This is a genomic window from Bacteroidota bacterium, assembly GCA_030706745.1.
GTDB lineage: Bacteria > Bacteroidota > Ignavibacteria > Palsa-1295 > Palsa-1295 > PALSA-1295.
In genome coordinates this window covers 12,457-29,809 of the sequence record JAUZNX010000020.1, presented here as the reverse complement: position 1 = coordinate 29,809, position 17,353 = coordinate 12,457, and the positions used below count along the sequence as shown (strand labels likewise).

The window sequence follows — 17,353 nt, the reverse complement described above, 5'->3', positions numbered from 1 at the left end:
GTGGTGTTTGTTTTTGCGAAGGAAACCTGGATTCAAGTGTTTAACCGCCGAATATTTTCATTTTGAACACACAATTCTCCGGCCATACTCAACTCCGCCGTATTTTTGAAACTGTGAATAGGATAATCAGGTCAATTGCCGCCATCGGTCTGTTCATTTTTATTGCCGGGCCCAGCTCTGCTCAACAATCCGAAGACGTGCATGCCGCAGGCTCGAATCTGCTTCGCATCGGTGACGGCTCGACGACTGATGCGGCAGGACATTCCAACGAAAAGCATTATTTAGAAGAGATTGCGAACGCGCGACTTTTCTATCAGTATTTTTCCGTCGGGCTTCGGTATGAGATGGACGACCCTAGCGAAGTTGGCCGCTCGTATCAAGACCGAAATTTCCGCCGTCGGTGGATCACCTATCGAAAGGACAATCTGGACCTTCAGGCCGGTGATGTCAGTGCATTATTCGGTCGCGGCCTTGCGGTCAATCTCTTCGAATCCCGTCCACTGAATTATGATTCGTGGTTGGATGGTGTGTTCGGAAAAACCGAATTCAAGATCCCGAAGGAATGGGTCGATCTTGATATGTCTGTCGCTGTGCGCGGTGTGGGTGGCATCGAGAATTTCTATCCTGTACCGATCTCGACCGGTTCGACGCTTTCGCAGGCAGACACGCTGCCGGTCAAAATCTCGGCTCGCGCGGTGAACGGCGAATTTAGCTTCTTCAAGCACAAACTTACACTTGGTGCGGTGTTCCTCCAGGCCTTTGCAACTGGCGATCTCATTTCACAGGGCCTGACCGAATCCCGCGAGGTCAACCAACCCGATTTTTATGCCGACCTGAACTCGGGTGAGTTCGAAGGATATCTCGAATGGACTGAGAACCGAACCCATGTTAGCGAAATCTATGGCTCAGCAGTCGATACCAGTCACACGGGGCATGCCATGTATGGCTCGCTAAGCTACTCAAACGCGAATTTCGGATTGACGCTTGAATACAAGAATTACGATTATTTCCGTCATCCCAACGGGGACCAGTTTCAGGATGTCTTCAGCAGGCTACCGATCTCCAGCCCTCCTGAAGTGTATAAGGATATTACCCTCACAACCATATCGCGCACCAATCACCCGGTCTGGTTCGATGATGAACTTGGCCTCGCGTTGGAAGCCAATATCACCGCCATTCCGCACTGGACAATCGATCTCTATGGCGCGTCATCCAGCCGACACGATAAATACGATGCAAATTCCCTGGCGGTCGATAGCACCAACTTATTACCTCGATTCAGCGATTTCGGTTATTATCCGTTTTGGGAGTACTTTGCCGAAGCGGAATGGAATTTCGTACCTGACAACGATTTGGACTACATTCGTTTTGTCCTGCACCGGCGCAGCGATGTAATCAGTTACTCCGCATCCAATGCTGGCGCTGAAACGAAGTCCTCGACCACACTCGCCGTTAAGACGCAGTACGAAACAACTCCGAGTCAGAGTCTTCTGGGCATTCTCGAACACCAATGGTCCTACGATGGCTCGTTGACGACGACGGATAAGCGACGCCTCAACGAGCTTCTCACGCTGCAGTATACGTTTGGTCCGACTATTACGATCGGCGGCCTTCTAGATTTATCGATCCAGTATGAAAATGGACCGTTTCACCTCGAGGACAACTGGCCTCAGGGCTTCATCTCACTTCGGCTCGGAGGCTCTCACACGCTGTTGGCGTCGTACGGCGCGGAGCGCGGTGGCTTGAACTGTACGGGAGGAATTTGCCGTCAAGTCCCGCCGTTCAAGGGCTTGCGGCTTACGCTGACAAGTCAGATCTAATTCCTGTTATGCTCAATCGATCGCTATTTTTCCTGGGCGCATGCGCCCTCATTGTGGTTGCTGCACCCTCACGGATACTCGCGCAACCCAAAGTCCTCGCCGAGTTATTTTCCAATACCAACTGTGGGCCGTGTGCAGATGCGGATAATAAATTCGATGCATTCATGGCTGCAAATCCTACGTATGGCATCGTCCGGATCAATTATCACAACGATATTGCGAATCCGCTGGATACCTTCTATAAAGCATCTCAAAGTTCATCATTCTATCGAAGCAGTTCGGTTTATGGTATCAGCACCGACCCCACCGGGATCATCAACGGGCAGCCAAGTGGAAGCGTCGAAGGTGCATGGGAAGCACTCAGTAAGACAAAAGGGATTGCCACAACCCCGATCCAACTCTCCGATTCGACTGATGCCGATGGCGTTATTCATATCAGGGTACAGAATTCCGTTAGGCCAGGAACGTCATGTCGCCTCTTTGTTGCAGTGACGGAGTCGCACATCGTGATGGATAATAGCCATCAGGCGTACGGGAATCCTCCAAGCGGTTACTGGGATGACATTTTGCGCGTGATGCTGCCATCGCCGCAAGGAAGCAGCCCGTTTACGCCGACAGGATCTGACACGTATGACTTCTCTTTTGACCCGACCATTCCAGATTACTGGGGTAAACTCTGGAACCCTGAGAACATGCAAGCCATTGCATTCCTGCAGGACGATCAAGGAACCGTGAAGAAAGTGGAAGCCATTGGGGTTCTCAGTCTTGCGATCAAAGGTGCAGTCACCTTGAATGCACCTCCCAACGCTCATTTGCGGCTATTTGCGAACCCGACGCCGCGCCTCTCACAAGTTGGCATCACACTTCCCTATACAGGCAGAGTTCGGGTCACACTGAGCGACATGCTTGGCCGCTCCGTTCGCACGCTCGTCGATGGCATGATGCCGCAGGGAGAAAGCTCGATCGAACTGGATGGCTCACTCCCGGCAGGATGCTATGTCATCCGCATGTTCGTCGATGGGACCGAGACCGATCACGCGAAGGTCATCGTCAGGTGATTGTGGGTATGTGGATAGGTTTGTGACTCTTAATGCCAAGGTTATCTGCGGATAACTCTCACGTAACTTCCATCCGCGATATTTGTACGTCCGTGTAAACGGGCAGAGGTATCGCGAGGCATCCTATTCCGCCGAGACCAGCCGATGTGCCAGCCTCATACGAATGCCGGTCGGATTCCCCTCGCGGAAGTTACCACTAACTGATCCCTGCACGGGTTACATACATCCCGCGCAGCGATTGCCTTTTTATGACCGATGAACCGCAGGAAGTTCCAGTTTGCAGCAGTTTGTGGACTAAGTGGAATTCGACCGTCCAAGCTTACCACACCTTCGTCCCGACCGCCCGGTTGAGATTGTACTCGCTGAGTTCATACGAGTACATTAGCTGTGCTTGTTGAAGGCGCGTCTGCTCGAGTGCTTGCTGAGCGGTGAGAACATCCAGATTCGTCGCAACGCCGTTCGCGTAACGAACCTGAGCGACACTAAAGGCCTGTTGGGCTTGCTCGATCTGGGTTGTGACCAACTCCAGGCGCGAGCGGCTCGCGTCGATGTCGGCAAGTGCTTGTTCAATATCGCTTTCGATCCCACGTTCTGCATCCTCCAGTCGCGCTTGCGCAGCGCGATAATTGGCATCCGCCTGATCGACTTGACTCGATACACGGCCTCCATCGAGAATCGGTACGTGGAGCGCGACGGTGCCGGCCCAATTAAGTTTTGGATCGGTCAAATTCGGCAAGTAGCCATCCTTTACTCCTCCCGATACGTTGGCCGAGAGCACCGGATTATTTGCCATCCGCGCTGCATCGATTTGAAGTCGAGCGGTTCGCTCCGCGTCCTTCGCAAGTTGGATCTCCGTTCGCTGGCGTTCTGCGATAGCATGGAGTGAGTCAATCTGTTCCGGCAGCGGCTGGCCCTGCGCCGGACGGGTAACGAGTACTGGCGCGTTCGGTGAAAGTCCGATAAGCCGCCGCAGTTGTGCCGCCTGCTTGCGCCGCGTGGATGTCAAGTCGGCAATCTGGCTCTGAATGGTCGAGATTCGCACGCGCACCGACAGTGGATCGAGCGAAGTTGCAGTCCCCTGCTTCTCTCGCTCCAGTGTGATCTTCAAATTATCCTGCAATACCGTGAGCTGATCTTGTTCGACGTGGATTGCCTGATCTGTTGTCAGGACTGCATAATACGCTTGCACCGTTTGGTATGCTGCCATCGTTTGCGACTGCTGGAGATTGTCTGTCGCGGTTTGAATCCCGCTGATAGCAACTCGTTCGTTTGCCCCTTCGCGCCCAAATGCTGTGATGAGTTGCTGGACGTTCAGGTTGCCGTTGTAGTTATTGTTGGGCATCGTGTTGAACGTCTGTGTGTGTCCGTTGACCGGAAAATCGATCGAGACGACCGGATCGATGCGCGTATAATTCGCATCTCCGTTCAGTTGCGGATAGGCGTAGGAATCGATCTCCTTGACATGAGCTTTTGCTGCATCGACTGCGGCTTCGGCCGCACGGGCCGAGGGTGCCGTCCGCACCGCCATTTGCACGGCCTCGGCAAGCGTGAGCGTGTCGGTCTGCTGTGCATAGAGCTCGATACTCTGTACGGTACTCGATAACAGGAAGGCGAGGCTTAGCAAAAAGGATTTCATAATTCAACATTCGTAAGTCATCGATGCTTGTCAGTGTGCGGACGCCATTTCCGCGCTCACCGGTGCATTGCCTTTGCGGATTGTTAAAATCAATGGCAAGCAAAGCACAAAGAAGATCGTGACAAAAACAAAAACATCGAGATAACTTTTGACCATCGTTTGCCGCATAACGGTGCCATCCAGCGCTGCGTAGGCTTGCTGCTTTGCGACCGCGAGGGTCGAGCCCTTTGCCACGAAGCCATGGATCAGCATATTCAACCGCTGTTGAGTGGCGGTACCATATTGCGTCACATGCGAGAGCAGAGCCACTCGATTAATACCGATCCGATGGGCGAGATAGGTGGTAACGATGGCAATCCCGAACGACCCGCCAAGCTGCCGCATCATATTGTTCAGCGCTACGCCTTGCGGGATGTCCCGAGGATGCAATCCCGAGACGGCCAGCGTCGTGATCGGTACGAAGCAGAGTGGCAATCCAATCCCACGGATCACGAGCGGCCCGAAGAACGTCCACCAACCGGCATCGAGACTAATCCGTGAAAGCAAGTACGTGTACAGCGCCGTGAGCGTGAAGCCGACAAAGATCATGATCTGGGCCGGCATTCCCTTCTGCTGAATGCGCCCCACCCAGGGCAGCACGAACAGCGTGACAATCGCGCCGGGCAACAGCAACAAACCAGTCTGCATGGCATCGTAGCCGAGCAAACGTTGCGCGAACACCGGTATGATAAAGACGGACGAGAAGAGTCCGAACCCAATGATAAATGTAAGGAACGCGCAGAACGCCAGCGTTCGGCTTTTCAGCACGTGCAGTTCGACGACAGGGTGCTCGGTCGTCAGTTCTCGCCAGACGAAAGCCACCAGTGAAATCACTGAGATGACTGCGAGTATCACAATGGTGCGGGAATCGAACCAGTCTTCCGTTTCGCCACGCTCGAGCACATATTGTAGCGATGCAATACCAGCCACCAGAAGCCCGATGCCAGGCCAGTCGATCTTAGAAACTGTGCGTTCGTGTTTTGGCTCTTTGACGAATGTGTAGGCGAGAATCGCCGCCGTGATGCCGATGGGGATATTCACGAAGAAGATCCAGGGCCATGTGAAATTATCGACGATCCAGCCACCAAGTGTCGGGCCGATCGTTGGACCGATAACGACGCCGAGTCCAAAGATGCCCGCAGCGAGTGGCCTCTCCTCCACCGAAAATGTGTCGAAGAGAATGGACTGCGACGTCGAGAGCAATGCGCCGCCACCAAGTCCCTGCATGAACCGGAAAAACACGAGCTCCGCGAGCGTACTTGAGTGTCCGCAAAAGAAGGAGGCCGCGGTAAAGAGCAGAATTGAAAATGTATAGTAGTTGCGGCGCCCAAACAATCCGCCCAGAAAGCTCGTCATCGGAATTACAATGACGTTTGCAATCGCATAGGCAGTGATGACCCAAGCGATGTCCTCGATCGTCGCGCCGAGTGTCGCGCTCATGTCACTGAGCGCGACATTGACGATCGAGACGTCGATCAATTCGATCACCGCCGCCGTAATGACGGTGATGACGATAATCCATTTCCGGAAGCCTTGCTCTGCCACTATTGCTGTAGATTGGATCGATTATATGAATACTATAGAATCTCGATAATCCATTGTTCGGCTAAAGATTATTTACTGGTGGATACCGTCACATCCACGCTCATGCCGGGCCGCAGTGGTGATCTGGAATAATCACCCCGATCGACCAGGATCTTCACGGGCACGCGCTGTGTGACCTTCACAAAGTTGCCCGTCGCATTGTCTGGTGGCAGCAACGAGAACTTCGCTCCCGTAGCCGGCGAGATCGATTGCACCGTACCATGAAACGTACTGTCCGGGTAGGAATCGAGTGTGAACTCGACCGGCTGGCCGGGATGCATCTTTGCTACTTGTGTTTCCTTGAAGTTCGCCGTGATCCAGATGTCGCCTGGCGTAATCGCCATCAGTGGCTGTCCGGCCTGAATGTACTCTCCGACCTGAACATTCTTTTTGGCGATCGTACCCGCCATCGGAGCATTGATCGTGGCATACGAAAGCTGTAGCTTGGCATTGTCAAGATCGGCTTCGCGCTGCTTGACTTGCGACTCGGCAACCGCGACCTGAGTCGTGATTGCGGCCGCCTGATCGTTTACACTCTTGAATTGCGCCTCTGCGGATTCTGCCGCCGCCTTTGCGGCATCGAACTGTTCCTGGGTCATGGCACTGCCCGCGAGAAGTCCGCGAGCGCGCTCGAGATCCGCGGCCGTCTTCCGGCGGTTCACCTCAGCGGTTGCCGCATTCGCGTGCGCCGTCGAGACGGAGGCTTCAGCGGACCGCACCATTGCCTGTGCATTTTCAACCGCAGCCTCGGCCGCTTTGACCTTCAATACCAGGTCCTGCGCATCCAAACGGACGAGTACGGCATTCGAATCGACCCGTTGGTTATCGCTAACATCCACACTCGACACATATCCGGAAACGCGCGGAAGGATTGGGCTGATATCCGCGTCGATCTGGGCATCGTCGGTCTCTGCGTGTACTTTGTTGTATTGGATGATATGCCAGCCATATGCCGCCCCGGCGAGAATAATCGCACCGAAAATAAATGGCAGCACGCGGCGGACCGGACTTTTCTTCTCCGCCCGATCCTCCTGCGGTGCTTTCACCTTCGGAGCGGTACCATTCTTCTGTTGCGCGCCGGTGACTGGTGTGACTTGTTCTCGAGTTTCAGCCATGGTTATCCCTTATCACTAATTGCTTTCTTGTTCCGATTCAGTCTGCCGGTAAATGATTTGCGCTTGCCCTCACGAAGAATCCCCTCGAAGAGCACGCTGACGATATTCTGGAAGAGCTCGCTCGACGTACACGGCAATTCGCCCAAAGCCTGTGGCGTCATGAGTGCTTCGACCGAAGCCGTATGCATTCGGACAATGACTTCGCTCGGAATATCGCTCCGAAAATATCCGAGCGCGATTCCCTCCCGGAGCAGTGTTTCGAATTTCTTAAGTCGAGCGCGTTTGTGCTCCTGAATTTCATGCCAGACCTCGGGCGCGTGATTCGTCACGTCGCGAATGAGCACTGGCGAAACTCGCTGCTGCTGCACTCCCAGGATCGCCAGAATGGCTTGGAGCTTATCCGGATACGGCAAGGCTCGATCGGCAATGATCGCATCGATCCGCTTGGAGGATTCCTTTAGCTTCGGTATCACCACCGCCCGGAGAATCTCCTCCTTCGTCTCGAACTCCCGGTAGAGCGTCTTCTTGCTCATTCCCAGCGCATCCGCAATTTCAATTGTCGAGACCTGCGAATATCCCCGTTCGAGAAACAACTCCCGCGCCGCATCGACGATGCGAACGCGAAGCGCGTGGTCCGGATGAGTTGAAGTGGCGGCTGGCGACATGTGGCGCGTAGGAAACCGAATTAGGTGTCTTTGGTTTCCGGCACCTGTACGATGACCTATGCCGCAGGTTTCATCACAGCCAGCGTTCTGTCCTCGGATCGAAATTTCGGAACATCATGGATTCGATCGGGCGCGTGCTCCGCTGGCGATACTTCGCATCGGGCTTTTGGTTGTAGGACACCGCGCACTCGCCCGAAGTCTCGAAATAGATGAGTTGACCGATGGGCATTCCCGCATAAATTCGCACGGGCTGACGCGCAGACATTTCAAGGGTCCAGGCATTGCAAAATCCGACATCCCCTTTGCCGGCTGTTGCGTGAATATCAATCCCGAGCCGGCCAACGCTCGATTTGCCTTCCAAAAACGGGACATGCTTGTGCGTTTCCGTATACTCGACCGTAACGCCAAGATAGAGCTGCTCCGGCTGAAGAACATAACCTTCTTCCGGAATCTCGAAGTACTCGACTGTATTATGCAGCTTTGCATCGAGCTCCCTTGCTGTATAAACCGCAAGCGTGCTGCCAAGATGCACGTCGTAACTGTTGGAGCCAAGAGACTCCCGCCGAAACGGCTCGATCACAATCGAGCCCTGGGCTATCGCGAGAAGAATCTGCTGGTCTGTTAGGATCACGGGTCGAATAACGAGTAACGAGCGCGCCAGCGTTCACGCTCGTCACTCGTATTCGTTCGCCGTATGCCGCCGTTATTTTTTTGGCAGCGGCGGCGCACCCGGTGGCAGTGGTGGAAGCCCTTGTGGCGGAATGGGGCTGCCAGGCGCCTGCATCCCTCCTGGAGCACCCGGTGCCCCTGGCGGCGGGCCACCCATCCCCATCATACCAGGAATCGGATCCTGCACCTGGTTCGTGATCGGCGGGATCGTCCGCAAAAACATGTAGATGCTCGCCAAATCCCGATCCGTCAGATTAGTAAACGAGGGCCACGGCATGGGCGGCAAGATCGGCCGGCCTGTGCCTTTGTGTTTGCCAATGCGAAGCGCAGCCATGAACGTGTCCTGCGACCAGGTCCCTAAACCTGTCGCCGAGTCCGGCGTAAGATTCGCAGCAAAGCTGACGCCCCACGGTCCCGAAAAAGCCGTCATGCTCATGTCGCCGCCCCACATCCAGGGCGGAGCAAGCTTCGCTGGGCCATCGATGTGCATCCCGGCTGGATGCCCCGAAAGCATGCGCGACATATCGGGTGCCGGACCTTGCGGCCCCATCACCCACGGCGTGTGGCAATCACCGCAGCCCATGGATTTCACGAGGTATTTGCCATGCTCTGCTGTGGCCGCGGCAACGGTCGAGTCGCTGCTACTCGAGCTCATTGTGGTCTTCGGAGCGCAGTTCCATACTCCGATGCTCCCGAGGGCACTCAGGCCGAGCAAAATTGAAAAACGAAGAATCCGATGTCTCATAAAGTTACTTCTTTGGGTTAATGTCACAAAACGATCACAGGAAATTCGGTTTTCAAATATAGCACTTTTTTCGTGGATTGCTATCCGATTCCCTGCTTGCCATTTTGTGTTCGGCCTTTTTACAGTCATCCGCCGCGGCGGATGGCCGTTTCCGAGCCAACTCCGCCAGTTGCCTCCTGAAATAGGTGCCCGAAGTTAAAGTGATACTTTAGCTCTCTCTTTTGAATTGTCATTTAATGAACACCATCTCCGGACTTGGTTTTCGATACGCCACTTGGTGCCTATTAAGTACCCAGGCATCAAGGTGATAAACAAGAGGCATTCTCCGGAGTTCCCGAAGGCTTAGGGCTCCTTGTAACTCTCTGGAATCAGCAGAACGTGAGGCTCGATCTTAAGAACCCTGCAAATTTGCTCCCAGCGTTCGAGAGTAAGGCCTTCTTCTCCACGTTCAATCCGGGCAAGGTGGTTCGAACCCATTCCGACCTTCGCCGAGAGAGCTTCCTGAGTAAACCCCCGTTTGATTCGGAATCCTCTTAAGTTCTGCGATACGATGTCGAGGAGAGCCACACCGCAAGTTATGACAGTAGAAGCGAAAGTCTATGTCAAGATTATTGATAGTTGCTCGCTTTTCTTTGTATCTTTGTACCGTTGACGACAAGTTTTGTCGAAAAGCCTGTAACAAGGTGCTCTTTGCCGAGTTGTTCTTGTCAAAGGGTTCGTCTCATGGAGGTCAAACGCTCTAACCCAATAATTAGGAGGAAATCCTATGAAAAGACTCTGTGTGCTATTGCTCGTTTCGTTGTTCTTGAGTCACACGGCCCATGCGCAGTCCAGCGGTGGCCCGATTATTAGCTATCAAGGCACAATCACGAATTCGGATGGCTCGCTGGGAGACGGGTCGTTCCATATTGCTGTTTCGCTCTGGACCGCCGAAACTGGCGGCAGTCAGATTTGGTCGGATGAATACGTGACTCAAGTGACACAAGGTGTGTTCAATTTGGGGTTAGGCGCTGCTAAACCGTTGCCGCCAGCAACCACTATGGACAAATCGCTTTGGGTCTCGGTCGCAGTTAACGGCACACCGCCCGGTGTGCGAACGCGGCTCACCGCTGTTCCGATGGCGCTGAATGTTGCTGATAGCTCCATCACATCAGCGAAGCTCGCGACGGATTACGTTAGGTCGATCAGTGTCAACGGCCAGAAGGTGACGGGCAAGGGAACGACACTTAATATTGAAGCTGGCGGCGGCCTGCAAATGGCTTTCGACGATGCCACTCAGACGCTGCTGCTGAAGGGTTCGGCTACAACCTTGAGACAGAAAGGATCGCGAACTCAAGGAATTACGGACTTCATAGCCCTCACAGACGCTTCTCTGGTCGTTAACGGCTATGCAACCGGGACAGCGACCACCGTCCTTCACGGAACAAAGCCCCCATCATATAGTGCCGTCGATCTATTGGCAGATGTGACCAATGCGTTGCCCTTCCTAAATGGTGGTACGGCCACGGTGGGCGGGACTGTCATCCCGAAGTGGGCCGCTTCTCAGAGCGGGGGCAACAGCGCATCAGGTGGAAACGCGGCAGTAACGGCCGGGTCCCAGAATGAGGCGACAGAGTTCGCGGCTGTCGTTTCTGGCGGCCTTGATAATAAGGCATTTGGAGACGATGACGTTGTCGCTGGAGGTGAGGGGAACTGGGTCGGATCTGACATTGGCGATGCCAATTCTTGGCATTCGACCATTAGTGGCGGCGCGAACAATACCGCCCTCGGAATCGGAACCGCAATTCCAGGCGGTACCTCGCTTACATTGGGAGGTTTCTCTTTCGGATTTAATGGGGATGACTCCTTACACTCAGGAAGTAGGGATGGTACCATTCCTAACATCGCATTGCTTACCGATCTCTCCGCTTTTCAGGGGATTGGTTATTTGGGCAACGTGAATCTTTGGATTGGGAATGTCGATAGCGTGGCTCGTGAGATTCGCTTTTATGAGCCGAACACAAGCCGAACGTATGCGTGGCCGAATTACACCGCGTTCAAAGCCGGACTTCAGAGCACCAATATTGTTTATACACTCCCGCTTACACTGCCATTAACCGGACAAGTTCTGAAGGCAAATTCCGTAAGTGGATCGTTTGTATCATTAGCGTGGGCTACAGACACCGGCACCGGTGGCGGCGGAGGCGGTGTTGATAGTGACAACTACTGGGGTCTTAGCGGGAACGTCGGCACATCGGCGGGGCCAAACTATATCGGAACTCAGGACAAACAAGCATTCGAGATTCATGTCAATAATAGCGCCACATCAACCGGCGGCAACCAACGCGTCATGCGCTTCGAAGAGGGGGCGACCTCGCCGAATATTATTGGTGGTTCGAGCGCGGATACCATTGCGCCGGGACTCAGCGGAGCGGCGATATTGAGCGGCGGTTCGATTGCGTCCCCCAATAAGATTGGAGCCTTTGCCAACAGCAGCGTGATCGCTGGTGGGGCGGGTAATTGGATTCAAACGGATAGCGATTATGCAGGAACGGCATCCATCCTGGGGGGATTCAAAAACGCAGTATTTGGCAGTGGTGGCGCCATCGGGGGCGGATGGAACAATACGATCGGTCCGTGGGCCTATCATTCGGTCATTGCGGGGGGCATCGAAAACACGGTCGATACCTTCTGTCAAACATCGACGATTTCTGGCGGCATCCACAATACGGTACAATCGATAGGTGGCGCCATCGGCGGAGGAGGCGAAAACATATTGACCGACGATGCAAGTTATGCCGTAATAGCAGGTGGGCAGAACGATTCGATTCAGGCCATCGGTGGCGTCGTTTCCGGAGGGTACTCCAATAAGATTCTACCGGATACCAACGGATATTCGACGATCGCGGGCGGGTATATTAATGTCATAGACGCGAACGCTGGGGCATCGGTCATCGGCGGCGGACAGTCTAATTATGTTGGTATCATGGCCGATCATTCCGTCATTGCGGGTGGCGACACGAATAGGGTATTTTCGGATCATAGCGCGATTGGAGGTGGCAGCACGAATATAACAGCAAGTCCATATACGACTATCGCTGGCGGCCAACTGAATCGAATTTACGATGCTGGCGATTGGTCTACGATTGGTGGAGGAAGATACAATATCATAGAACATCCAACGTTCAATAGTTCTGCGCAGTACAACACAATTGCCGGGGGCGATTCGAACCAGACATGGGGCATCTTTGGGACCATCGGTGGCGGTCACAATAATACGATCACCGTTGGAGGCATCTACGCGGCCATACCCGGCGGTGATAGCTTAATCGCGAACGGGTACGGGCAAACAGCCCTCGGCCATTTCAATAGTCCATCGCCTTCCGACTTGCTCTCGATCGGCAACGGGTCGGCGGCGAATAGGGGCAACGCGTTCTCGATCTCTGATAGTGGAGCCGCGACGGCGACCCAAAACCTTGGTGTCCCCGGCCCAGGCCCAAATCAATCGACCATGGGGACGATATACGCCAACAACACCCTCATCGCATGGGGTAGTGTGATAGCTGGCGCGCCTACAAAGGCGGATGGGATCGGCTGCGTAGTTACGAAGATCGGGACGGGGAGCTATCAAATCATTCTGACGGGTAACGTCAAAAATGCAGACGGCTCATTTCATACTTTCACGAACGACGATGCGGCCTGTGTTGCTACAATCTCTTGTATCGCAAGCGCAATGGCTCCAGGGTGGATCACCGTGAGTACCTTGACCGCGGGCGTCTTTACGGTCAACATGTGGGACAGCATCTCTCCCGCCCCGCATCTTTTCGATTTTGGATTCCAATTCCATGTGGTTGCTCGATAAATATCGTGGTATCACAATACCGGGGAGGCGCTTCCGTCTCTCCGGTTTCTCTATGCTGAAGAAGGTGATCGTGGCATCCTTCATAACACTGCTCCCATGTTCATCGAATGCGCAATGGGAAGCAATTGGGGACTTTCCATACCAGATCGTCTCGGTATATTTTATGGACCAGGTCGGCAGACCCGAAATTGGTTTTGTAAGTACTCTTGCAGTAGGTTCCGACTCGACTTCTCTTTGGCGAACATCCGATGGCGGCTTGAACTGGCACGGCGTTAGGCTCCCCTTCGAAGGATTCCCACTCAACTACGGAGTAGAGGACTTCACGTTTGAAGACGGGCACACAGGTTGGCTAGCGGATTACAATTTTATTCGCAAGACGACGGATGCAGGACTTTTCTGGACACCGTTAGGGCCTGCCAATGGAGGCGGTGAAAGCAATGTCGCAATTTACTTCGACACTGATTCCAAGCGACTGCTTTCCTCGTTTTGGCAGCTTTCGAATATTGATTCGAATGTCCGCGCATCATCCGATAGCGGGCTCACTTGGACAATGTTCGGGCGGTTGCATGGTGGCTTTGCATTTTCTGGATTAAATGGTGTCGTCACTGCAGTGAATCAGTACCCTCCCAGCGTTGCGCTCTATACGACCGATGGTGGGGTAACGTGGGCCGAATCCGGTTTTTCGGACGAATGCTGGCAGCCTGCCTGTTTCCCGGGAACCTCCACATTCTTTGCGGCTTCCGAATCGATGAATAGGGTCTCTCGATCCGACGACGGTGGCAAGACTTGGAGGATCATCAACGCTCTTGCCCCGCCATTTACAAATGATTCTACCGTCGTTCTCTCTGGGTGCATCAGGGCCGACAAGTGTGGCAATCTCTATGTCCAAACGCATTATAAAGGTATTCTTATGTCAGCCGATACCGGCGTGTCATGGCATTCCATAGGCGGTCCATCTGCCTTTACTGATGTGCGATTTTGGATCAGCGATGACTATATCTATGCCGGAGATGGTCTTAATAATTTGCCAGGCGGAAATAATCCCAGTAAAGTCTGGCGTTATCGCTTGAGCAGTCCGCCTGCACCGCAAGTGACCGTAAGCGCTTCTTCAGCCTTGAAAGTGGCAGGAGATACTGTGACCGTATTTTACACCATGCAGCGCGATTCTCTTCTCGGTTTTAATACGGTGCACTTTGCCCTCCATTTTGACGATGCGTTCGATTTGCGTAATGTTATGCTTCCGCCCGGCTGGCGGGTTTTGGATTCAAGCTCAGCGTCAGGTACTCTCGATCTTTGGATTATCAGCGACCAACAGCCGCTTCGCTCACAATTGTTGGCATTGAGTTTCGGTACTGCACTCGAAAACTCGTTTGCAAAAATTTATCTTGACAGCATCCATTTCTACCCTTCCCACCCGGCCATCTGTGGAGATAATGTGGCCGCCATTGCAGGGCCGGACTCGGTCGAAATTGATTTCGATCTAACAAACTGCAACGACCCGATACTTCTGCGCACCATGTCGGGCCAGTCGCCGTTCGAGATCGTAAGCGTCGTGCCCAATCCAGCGCAGAGTGAGGTCGCTGTAGCTTTTGCGGGCGAAGCGGGTTCTTCTATCGAGTACCGGCTGTACGACATGATCGGGACGGAACGCGCGCGCGGCACATTTAACACTCCCCCTCCTTTTCAAGGAGGGGGCGGGGGGTGGTCGATCGATGTTGCACCGCTCCCATCTGGCATCTACTATCTCCGCTGTTCATCCAATGGTTATGTCCAAACCCGGAGCATTACGGTCGCCCGCTAGCGCTCGGAACCATATTCTCACAATGATACATTACAGTATTGTCATTGACCGATTTTGAACTGCAGCCGCTCTGTTGTTGTGTCAAAGCCGGATTAATGTCTCAGTTTAGGATTAGTGTCCTGAGCCACGTTCGGGCTCACATGAGAGCGGTTCTGACCGTTACTATGCCACGCATACGCGACTTGTTTGCATGAAATCGACTATGAACCAGCGGTCTGCCACCGCGCCATCAACTCTTGTTAATTCGCTAAATTCAGCGACGGTTGCCACTGGTTTCGGAGCGTCGGCCCCCGGCCAGATGCCCCCAGCGTTGACCTCCGCCGAAGAGCAAGCCGCTCCCATCCTGATTGTCGACGATGAACCGTTCGTCGCGGACCTCGTCAATCACTGGGTCCATGACGTGTGGGATTATCCTACGATCGTCGCGTATTCCGGTGAGGCAGGAATCGTCGCGATGCGCGAAAAAAAGCCGCGGCTGGTCCTGCTCGATATTAATCTGCCGGACATCCATGGCATCGATGTGCTGCGCGCCATGCGAAGCGCCGACGAGCATCTGCCGATCGTAATGATCAGCGCGCAGGAGAGCGTCTCCGTTGCCGTGGAATCGCTCAAGGCCGGTGCGTATGATTATCTGACAAAACCGATCGACACCGAGCGGCTGCAAGTCATCATTCGGAATGCGTTGCAGACACACAGCTTCCACGAGAAACTGCGCGCACTCCGGGCGGAGCTGAACAACCGCTACGATTTTTCGAATATCATCTCCAGCGATCCGAGGATGCATGACGTGTTCAAGCTCATGCGCAAAGCCTGCACGAGTGACATCACCGTCTGCGTGTTCGGTGATTCCGGTACTGGCAAAGAACTCGTCGCGCGCGCCTTGCATGCGAACAGCGAGCGCCGCGATGGACCGTTTCAGGTCATCAATTGCGCGGCTATCCCGCACGAGTTGCTGGAAAGCGAACTCTTCGGTCACGAAAAAGGAAGCTTCACTGGCGCGATCGGGCGAAAGATCGGAAAGTTCGAAGCCGCCAACGGCGGTACGCTGTTCCTCGATGAGATCGGCGACATGGAGTTGATGCTTCAGGCGAAGCTTCTGCGCGCGATCCAAGAGCGCGAGTTCGAGCGCGTCGGCGGCACCGAGGCCGTTCGCGTCGATGTCCGAATTATCTGTGCGACGAACAACGATCTTCGCGAAGCCATCGCGGCCAAGCGCTTCCGCGAGGATCTCTATTATCGCATCGCGACATTCCCAATCACCTTGCCGCGTCTGGCCGAGCGCAAGGGTGATATTCTACTGCTGGCCGAGTCATTCCTGAAGCGATTTAACGACCGGCGCGGACTGAACATCCATGCGATCTCGCATGCGGCCATCGAAGCCATGATGGCTTACCCCTGGCCCGGTAACATTCGCGAACTCGAGAGTACCATCGAGCGTGCTGTACTCATTGCCGAGGGCGATGCGATCCACCTCGAAGATCTTCCGATGGCCATTCGCGAGTACAGCGAAATTCCCGTTGAAGGCGAAATCCGAGCACGCGACTTTTTCGATCCTGCCAAGAACCACGAAGTGCTCCCGCTCGATGATTTGCGCAAGATGGCTGTCGAACATGCCTGGAAAGTCTGCAAAGAGAACCTGAGCGATACCGCGCAGCGGCTCGCCATCAGCCGCTCGACCATGTACCGGCTGATCGAACTCTACAAGATCGAAACCAAAGACGGCCAGGCCACGCCCGTCGAAGCAGAAGCAGCGGTGTAACGGATGCCATCTACGGGCCTCCCTCCGCTCGACCTCTCCCGGTTCTTCGAGGTGCATCCCAGGCTCGAAACCGAGCGTCTCGTGCTGCGCGAGATCACGATGGCCGATCAAGTCGCGATCTTCGAATATGCGAGCGACCCGGAAGCAACGCAATACATGGTCTTCCCGACACATCGCTCGGTGGATGAGACGATTCCATTTATCGAGAGCTGTCCAAGGGATTTTGCCGCACGCACGCGAATCGAATTCGGGATCGTGCTGAAAGAGAATGGGACGCTCATCGGCACGTGCGGGATGCATCATTTCGCGCCGGATCATCACCGGTTGGAGATCGGCTATATTCTCAATCGGTCCCGCTGGGGCAAAGGCTACATGACCGAGGCTGCCAATGAACTCATCCGTTTTGCATTCGACGAGATGGGCATGCATCGCGTGCAGGCAACCTGCGATCTTGACAACGAGCGATCGGCACGTGTCATGGAGCGCTGCGGCATGACGCACGAAGCGACGCTGACTGACTATGAGCTTCGGCGCGGAAAGTTTGTGAGCATCAAGATCTATGGGATTGTCAAAGTAGTGTAGGGGCGAGCTCCAGCTCGCCCTGCATCCCGCAAAGGGCAA

12 protein-coding genes are annotated in these 17,353 nt (G+C 54.2%); 6 read left to right on the top strand and 6 right to left on the bottom strand.

Annotation, left to right across the window (positions count from 1 at the left end):
- Positions 1-113 precede the first annotated feature (113 nt).
- Together Q8902_15065 and Q8902_15060 are read left to right on the top strand one after the other, a co-directional pair.
- On the top strand, positions 114-1,820 hold the full coding sequence (locus Q8902_15065) for a DUF6029 family protein (GenBank protein MDP4200880.1): 1,707 nt from the start codon (positions 114-116) through the stop codon (positions 1,818-1,820).
- 8 nt (positions 1,821-1,828) lie between these two features.
- Positions 1,829-2,878 (top strand): Omp28-related outer membrane protein, encoded by a 1,050-nt coding sequence (locus tag Q8902_15060; protein MDP4200879.1) that lies wholly within the window; start codon positions 1,829-1,831, stop codon positions 2,876-2,878.
- Between the two features lie 319 nt (positions 2,879-3,197).
- On the opposite strand, the gene Q8902_15055 is transcribed toward Q8902_15060, so the two are convergent.
- The 6 genes from Q8902_15055 to Q8902_15030 form a co-directional block, all read right to left on the bottom strand.
- Positions 3,198-4,514: a TolC family protein gene (locus Q8902_15055; protein MDP4200878.1), complete on the bottom strand. Its 1,317-nt coding sequence runs from the start codon at positions 4,512-4,514 to the stop codon at positions 3,198-3,200.
- A gap of 30 nt (positions 4,515-4,544) precedes the next feature.
- Positions 4,545-6,098: a DHA2 family efflux MFS transporter permease subunit gene (locus Q8902_15050; protein ID MDP4200877.1), complete on the bottom strand. Its 1,554-nt coding sequence runs from the start codon at positions 6,096-6,098 to the stop codon at positions 4,545-4,547.
- A gap of 68 nt (positions 6,099-6,166) precedes the next feature.
- On the bottom strand, positions 6,167-7,252 hold the full coding sequence (locus tag Q8902_15045; GenBank protein ID MDP4200876.1) for an HlyD family secretion protein: 1,086 nt from the start codon (positions 7,250-7,252) through the stop codon (positions 6,167-6,169).
- A gap of 2 nt (positions 7,253-7,254) precedes the next feature.
- Positions 7,255-7,917: a TetR/AcrR family transcriptional regulator gene (locus Q8902_15040; GenBank protein MDP4200875.1), complete on the bottom strand. Its 663-nt coding sequence runs from the start codon at positions 7,915-7,917 to the stop codon at positions 7,255-7,257.
- Positions 7,918-7,990: 73 nt separating this feature from the next.
- Entirely contained in the window at positions 7,991-8,548 is a 558-nt protein-coding gene (gene dcd, locus Q8902_15035; protein ID MDP4200874.1) for a dCTP deaminase, read from the bottom strand.
- 72 nt (positions 8,549-8,620) lie between these two features.
- Positions 8,621-9,241 (bottom strand): diheme cytochrome c-553, encoded by a 621-nt coding sequence (locus Q8902_15030; GenBank protein ID MDP4200873.1) that lies wholly within the window; start codon positions 9,239-9,241, stop codon positions 8,621-8,623.
- Positions 9,242-10,097: 856 nt separating this feature from the next.
- Between Q8902_15030 and Q8902_15025 the strand changes: the two genes are divergently transcribed.
- The 4 genes from Q8902_15025 (at position 10,098) to Q8902_15010 (ending at position 17,314) form a co-directional block, all read left to right on the top strand.
- Positions 10,098-13,172: a hypothetical protein gene (locus Q8902_15025; protein ID MDP4200872.1), complete on the top strand. Its 3,075-nt coding sequence runs from the start codon at positions 10,098-10,100 to the stop codon at positions 13,170-13,172.
- Between the two features lie 52 nt (positions 13,173-13,224).
- A complete protein-coding gene (locus tag Q8902_15020) occupies positions 13,225-14,973 on the top strand; it encodes a hypothetical protein (protein ID MDP4200871.1) in 1,749 nt (582 codons plus the stop codon).
- A 298-nt stretch (positions 14,974-15,271) separates the two neighbouring features.
- Positions 15,272-16,732 carry a sigma-54 dependent transcriptional regulator gene (locus Q8902_15015; protein MDP4200870.1) on the top strand — a complete coding sequence of 487 codons (1,461 nt, stop codon included), beginning with the start codon at positions 15,272-15,274 and terminating at the stop codon, positions 16,730-16,732.
- Positions 16,733-16,735: 3 nt separating this feature from the next.
- Entirely contained in the window at positions 16,736-17,314 is a 579-nt protein-coding gene (locus Q8902_15010) for a GNAT family N-acetyltransferase (protein ID MDP4200869.1), read from the top strand.
- Positions 17,315-17,353 lie beyond the last annotated feature (39 nt).

Bases quoted from the DNA above. Each gene is read 5' to 3' on its own strand.
- Q8902_15025 (MDP4200872.1), top strand. From the start codon at position 10,098: ATGAAAAGACTCTGTGTGCTATTGCTCGTTTCGTTGTTCTTGAGTCAC.
- Q8902_15015 (MDP4200870.1), top strand. From the start codon at position 15,272: ATGCCCCCAGCGTTGACCTCCGCCGAAGAGCAAGCCGCTCCCATCCTG.
- Q8902_15030 (MDP4200873.1), bottom strand. From the start codon at position 9,241: ATGAGCTCGAGTAGCAGCGACTCGACCGTTGCCGCGGCCACAGCAGAG.
- Q8902_15020 (MDP4200871.1), top strand. From the start codon at position 13,225: ATGCTGAAGAAGGTGATCGTGGCATCCTTCATAACACTGCTCCCATGT.
- Q8902_15040 (MDP4200875.1), bottom strand. From the start codon at position 7,917: ATGTCGCCAGCCGCCACTTCAACTCATCCGGACCACGCGCTTCGCGTT.
- Q8902_15060 (MDP4200879.1), top strand. From the start codon at position 1,829: ATGCTCAATCGATCGCTATTTTTCCTGGGCGCATGCGCCCTCATTGTG.
- Q8902_15010 (MDP4200869.1), top strand. From the start codon at position 16,736: ATGCCATCTACGGGCCTCCCTCCGCTCGACCTCTCCCGGTTCTTCGAG.
- Q8902_15055 (MDP4200878.1), bottom strand. From the start codon at position 4,514: ATGAAATCCTTTTTGCTAAGCCTCGCCTTCCTGTTATCGAGTACCGTA.
- Q8902_15045 (MDP4200876.1), bottom strand. From the start codon at position 7,252: ATGGCTGAAACTCGAGAACAAGTCACACCAGTCACCGGCGCGCAACAG.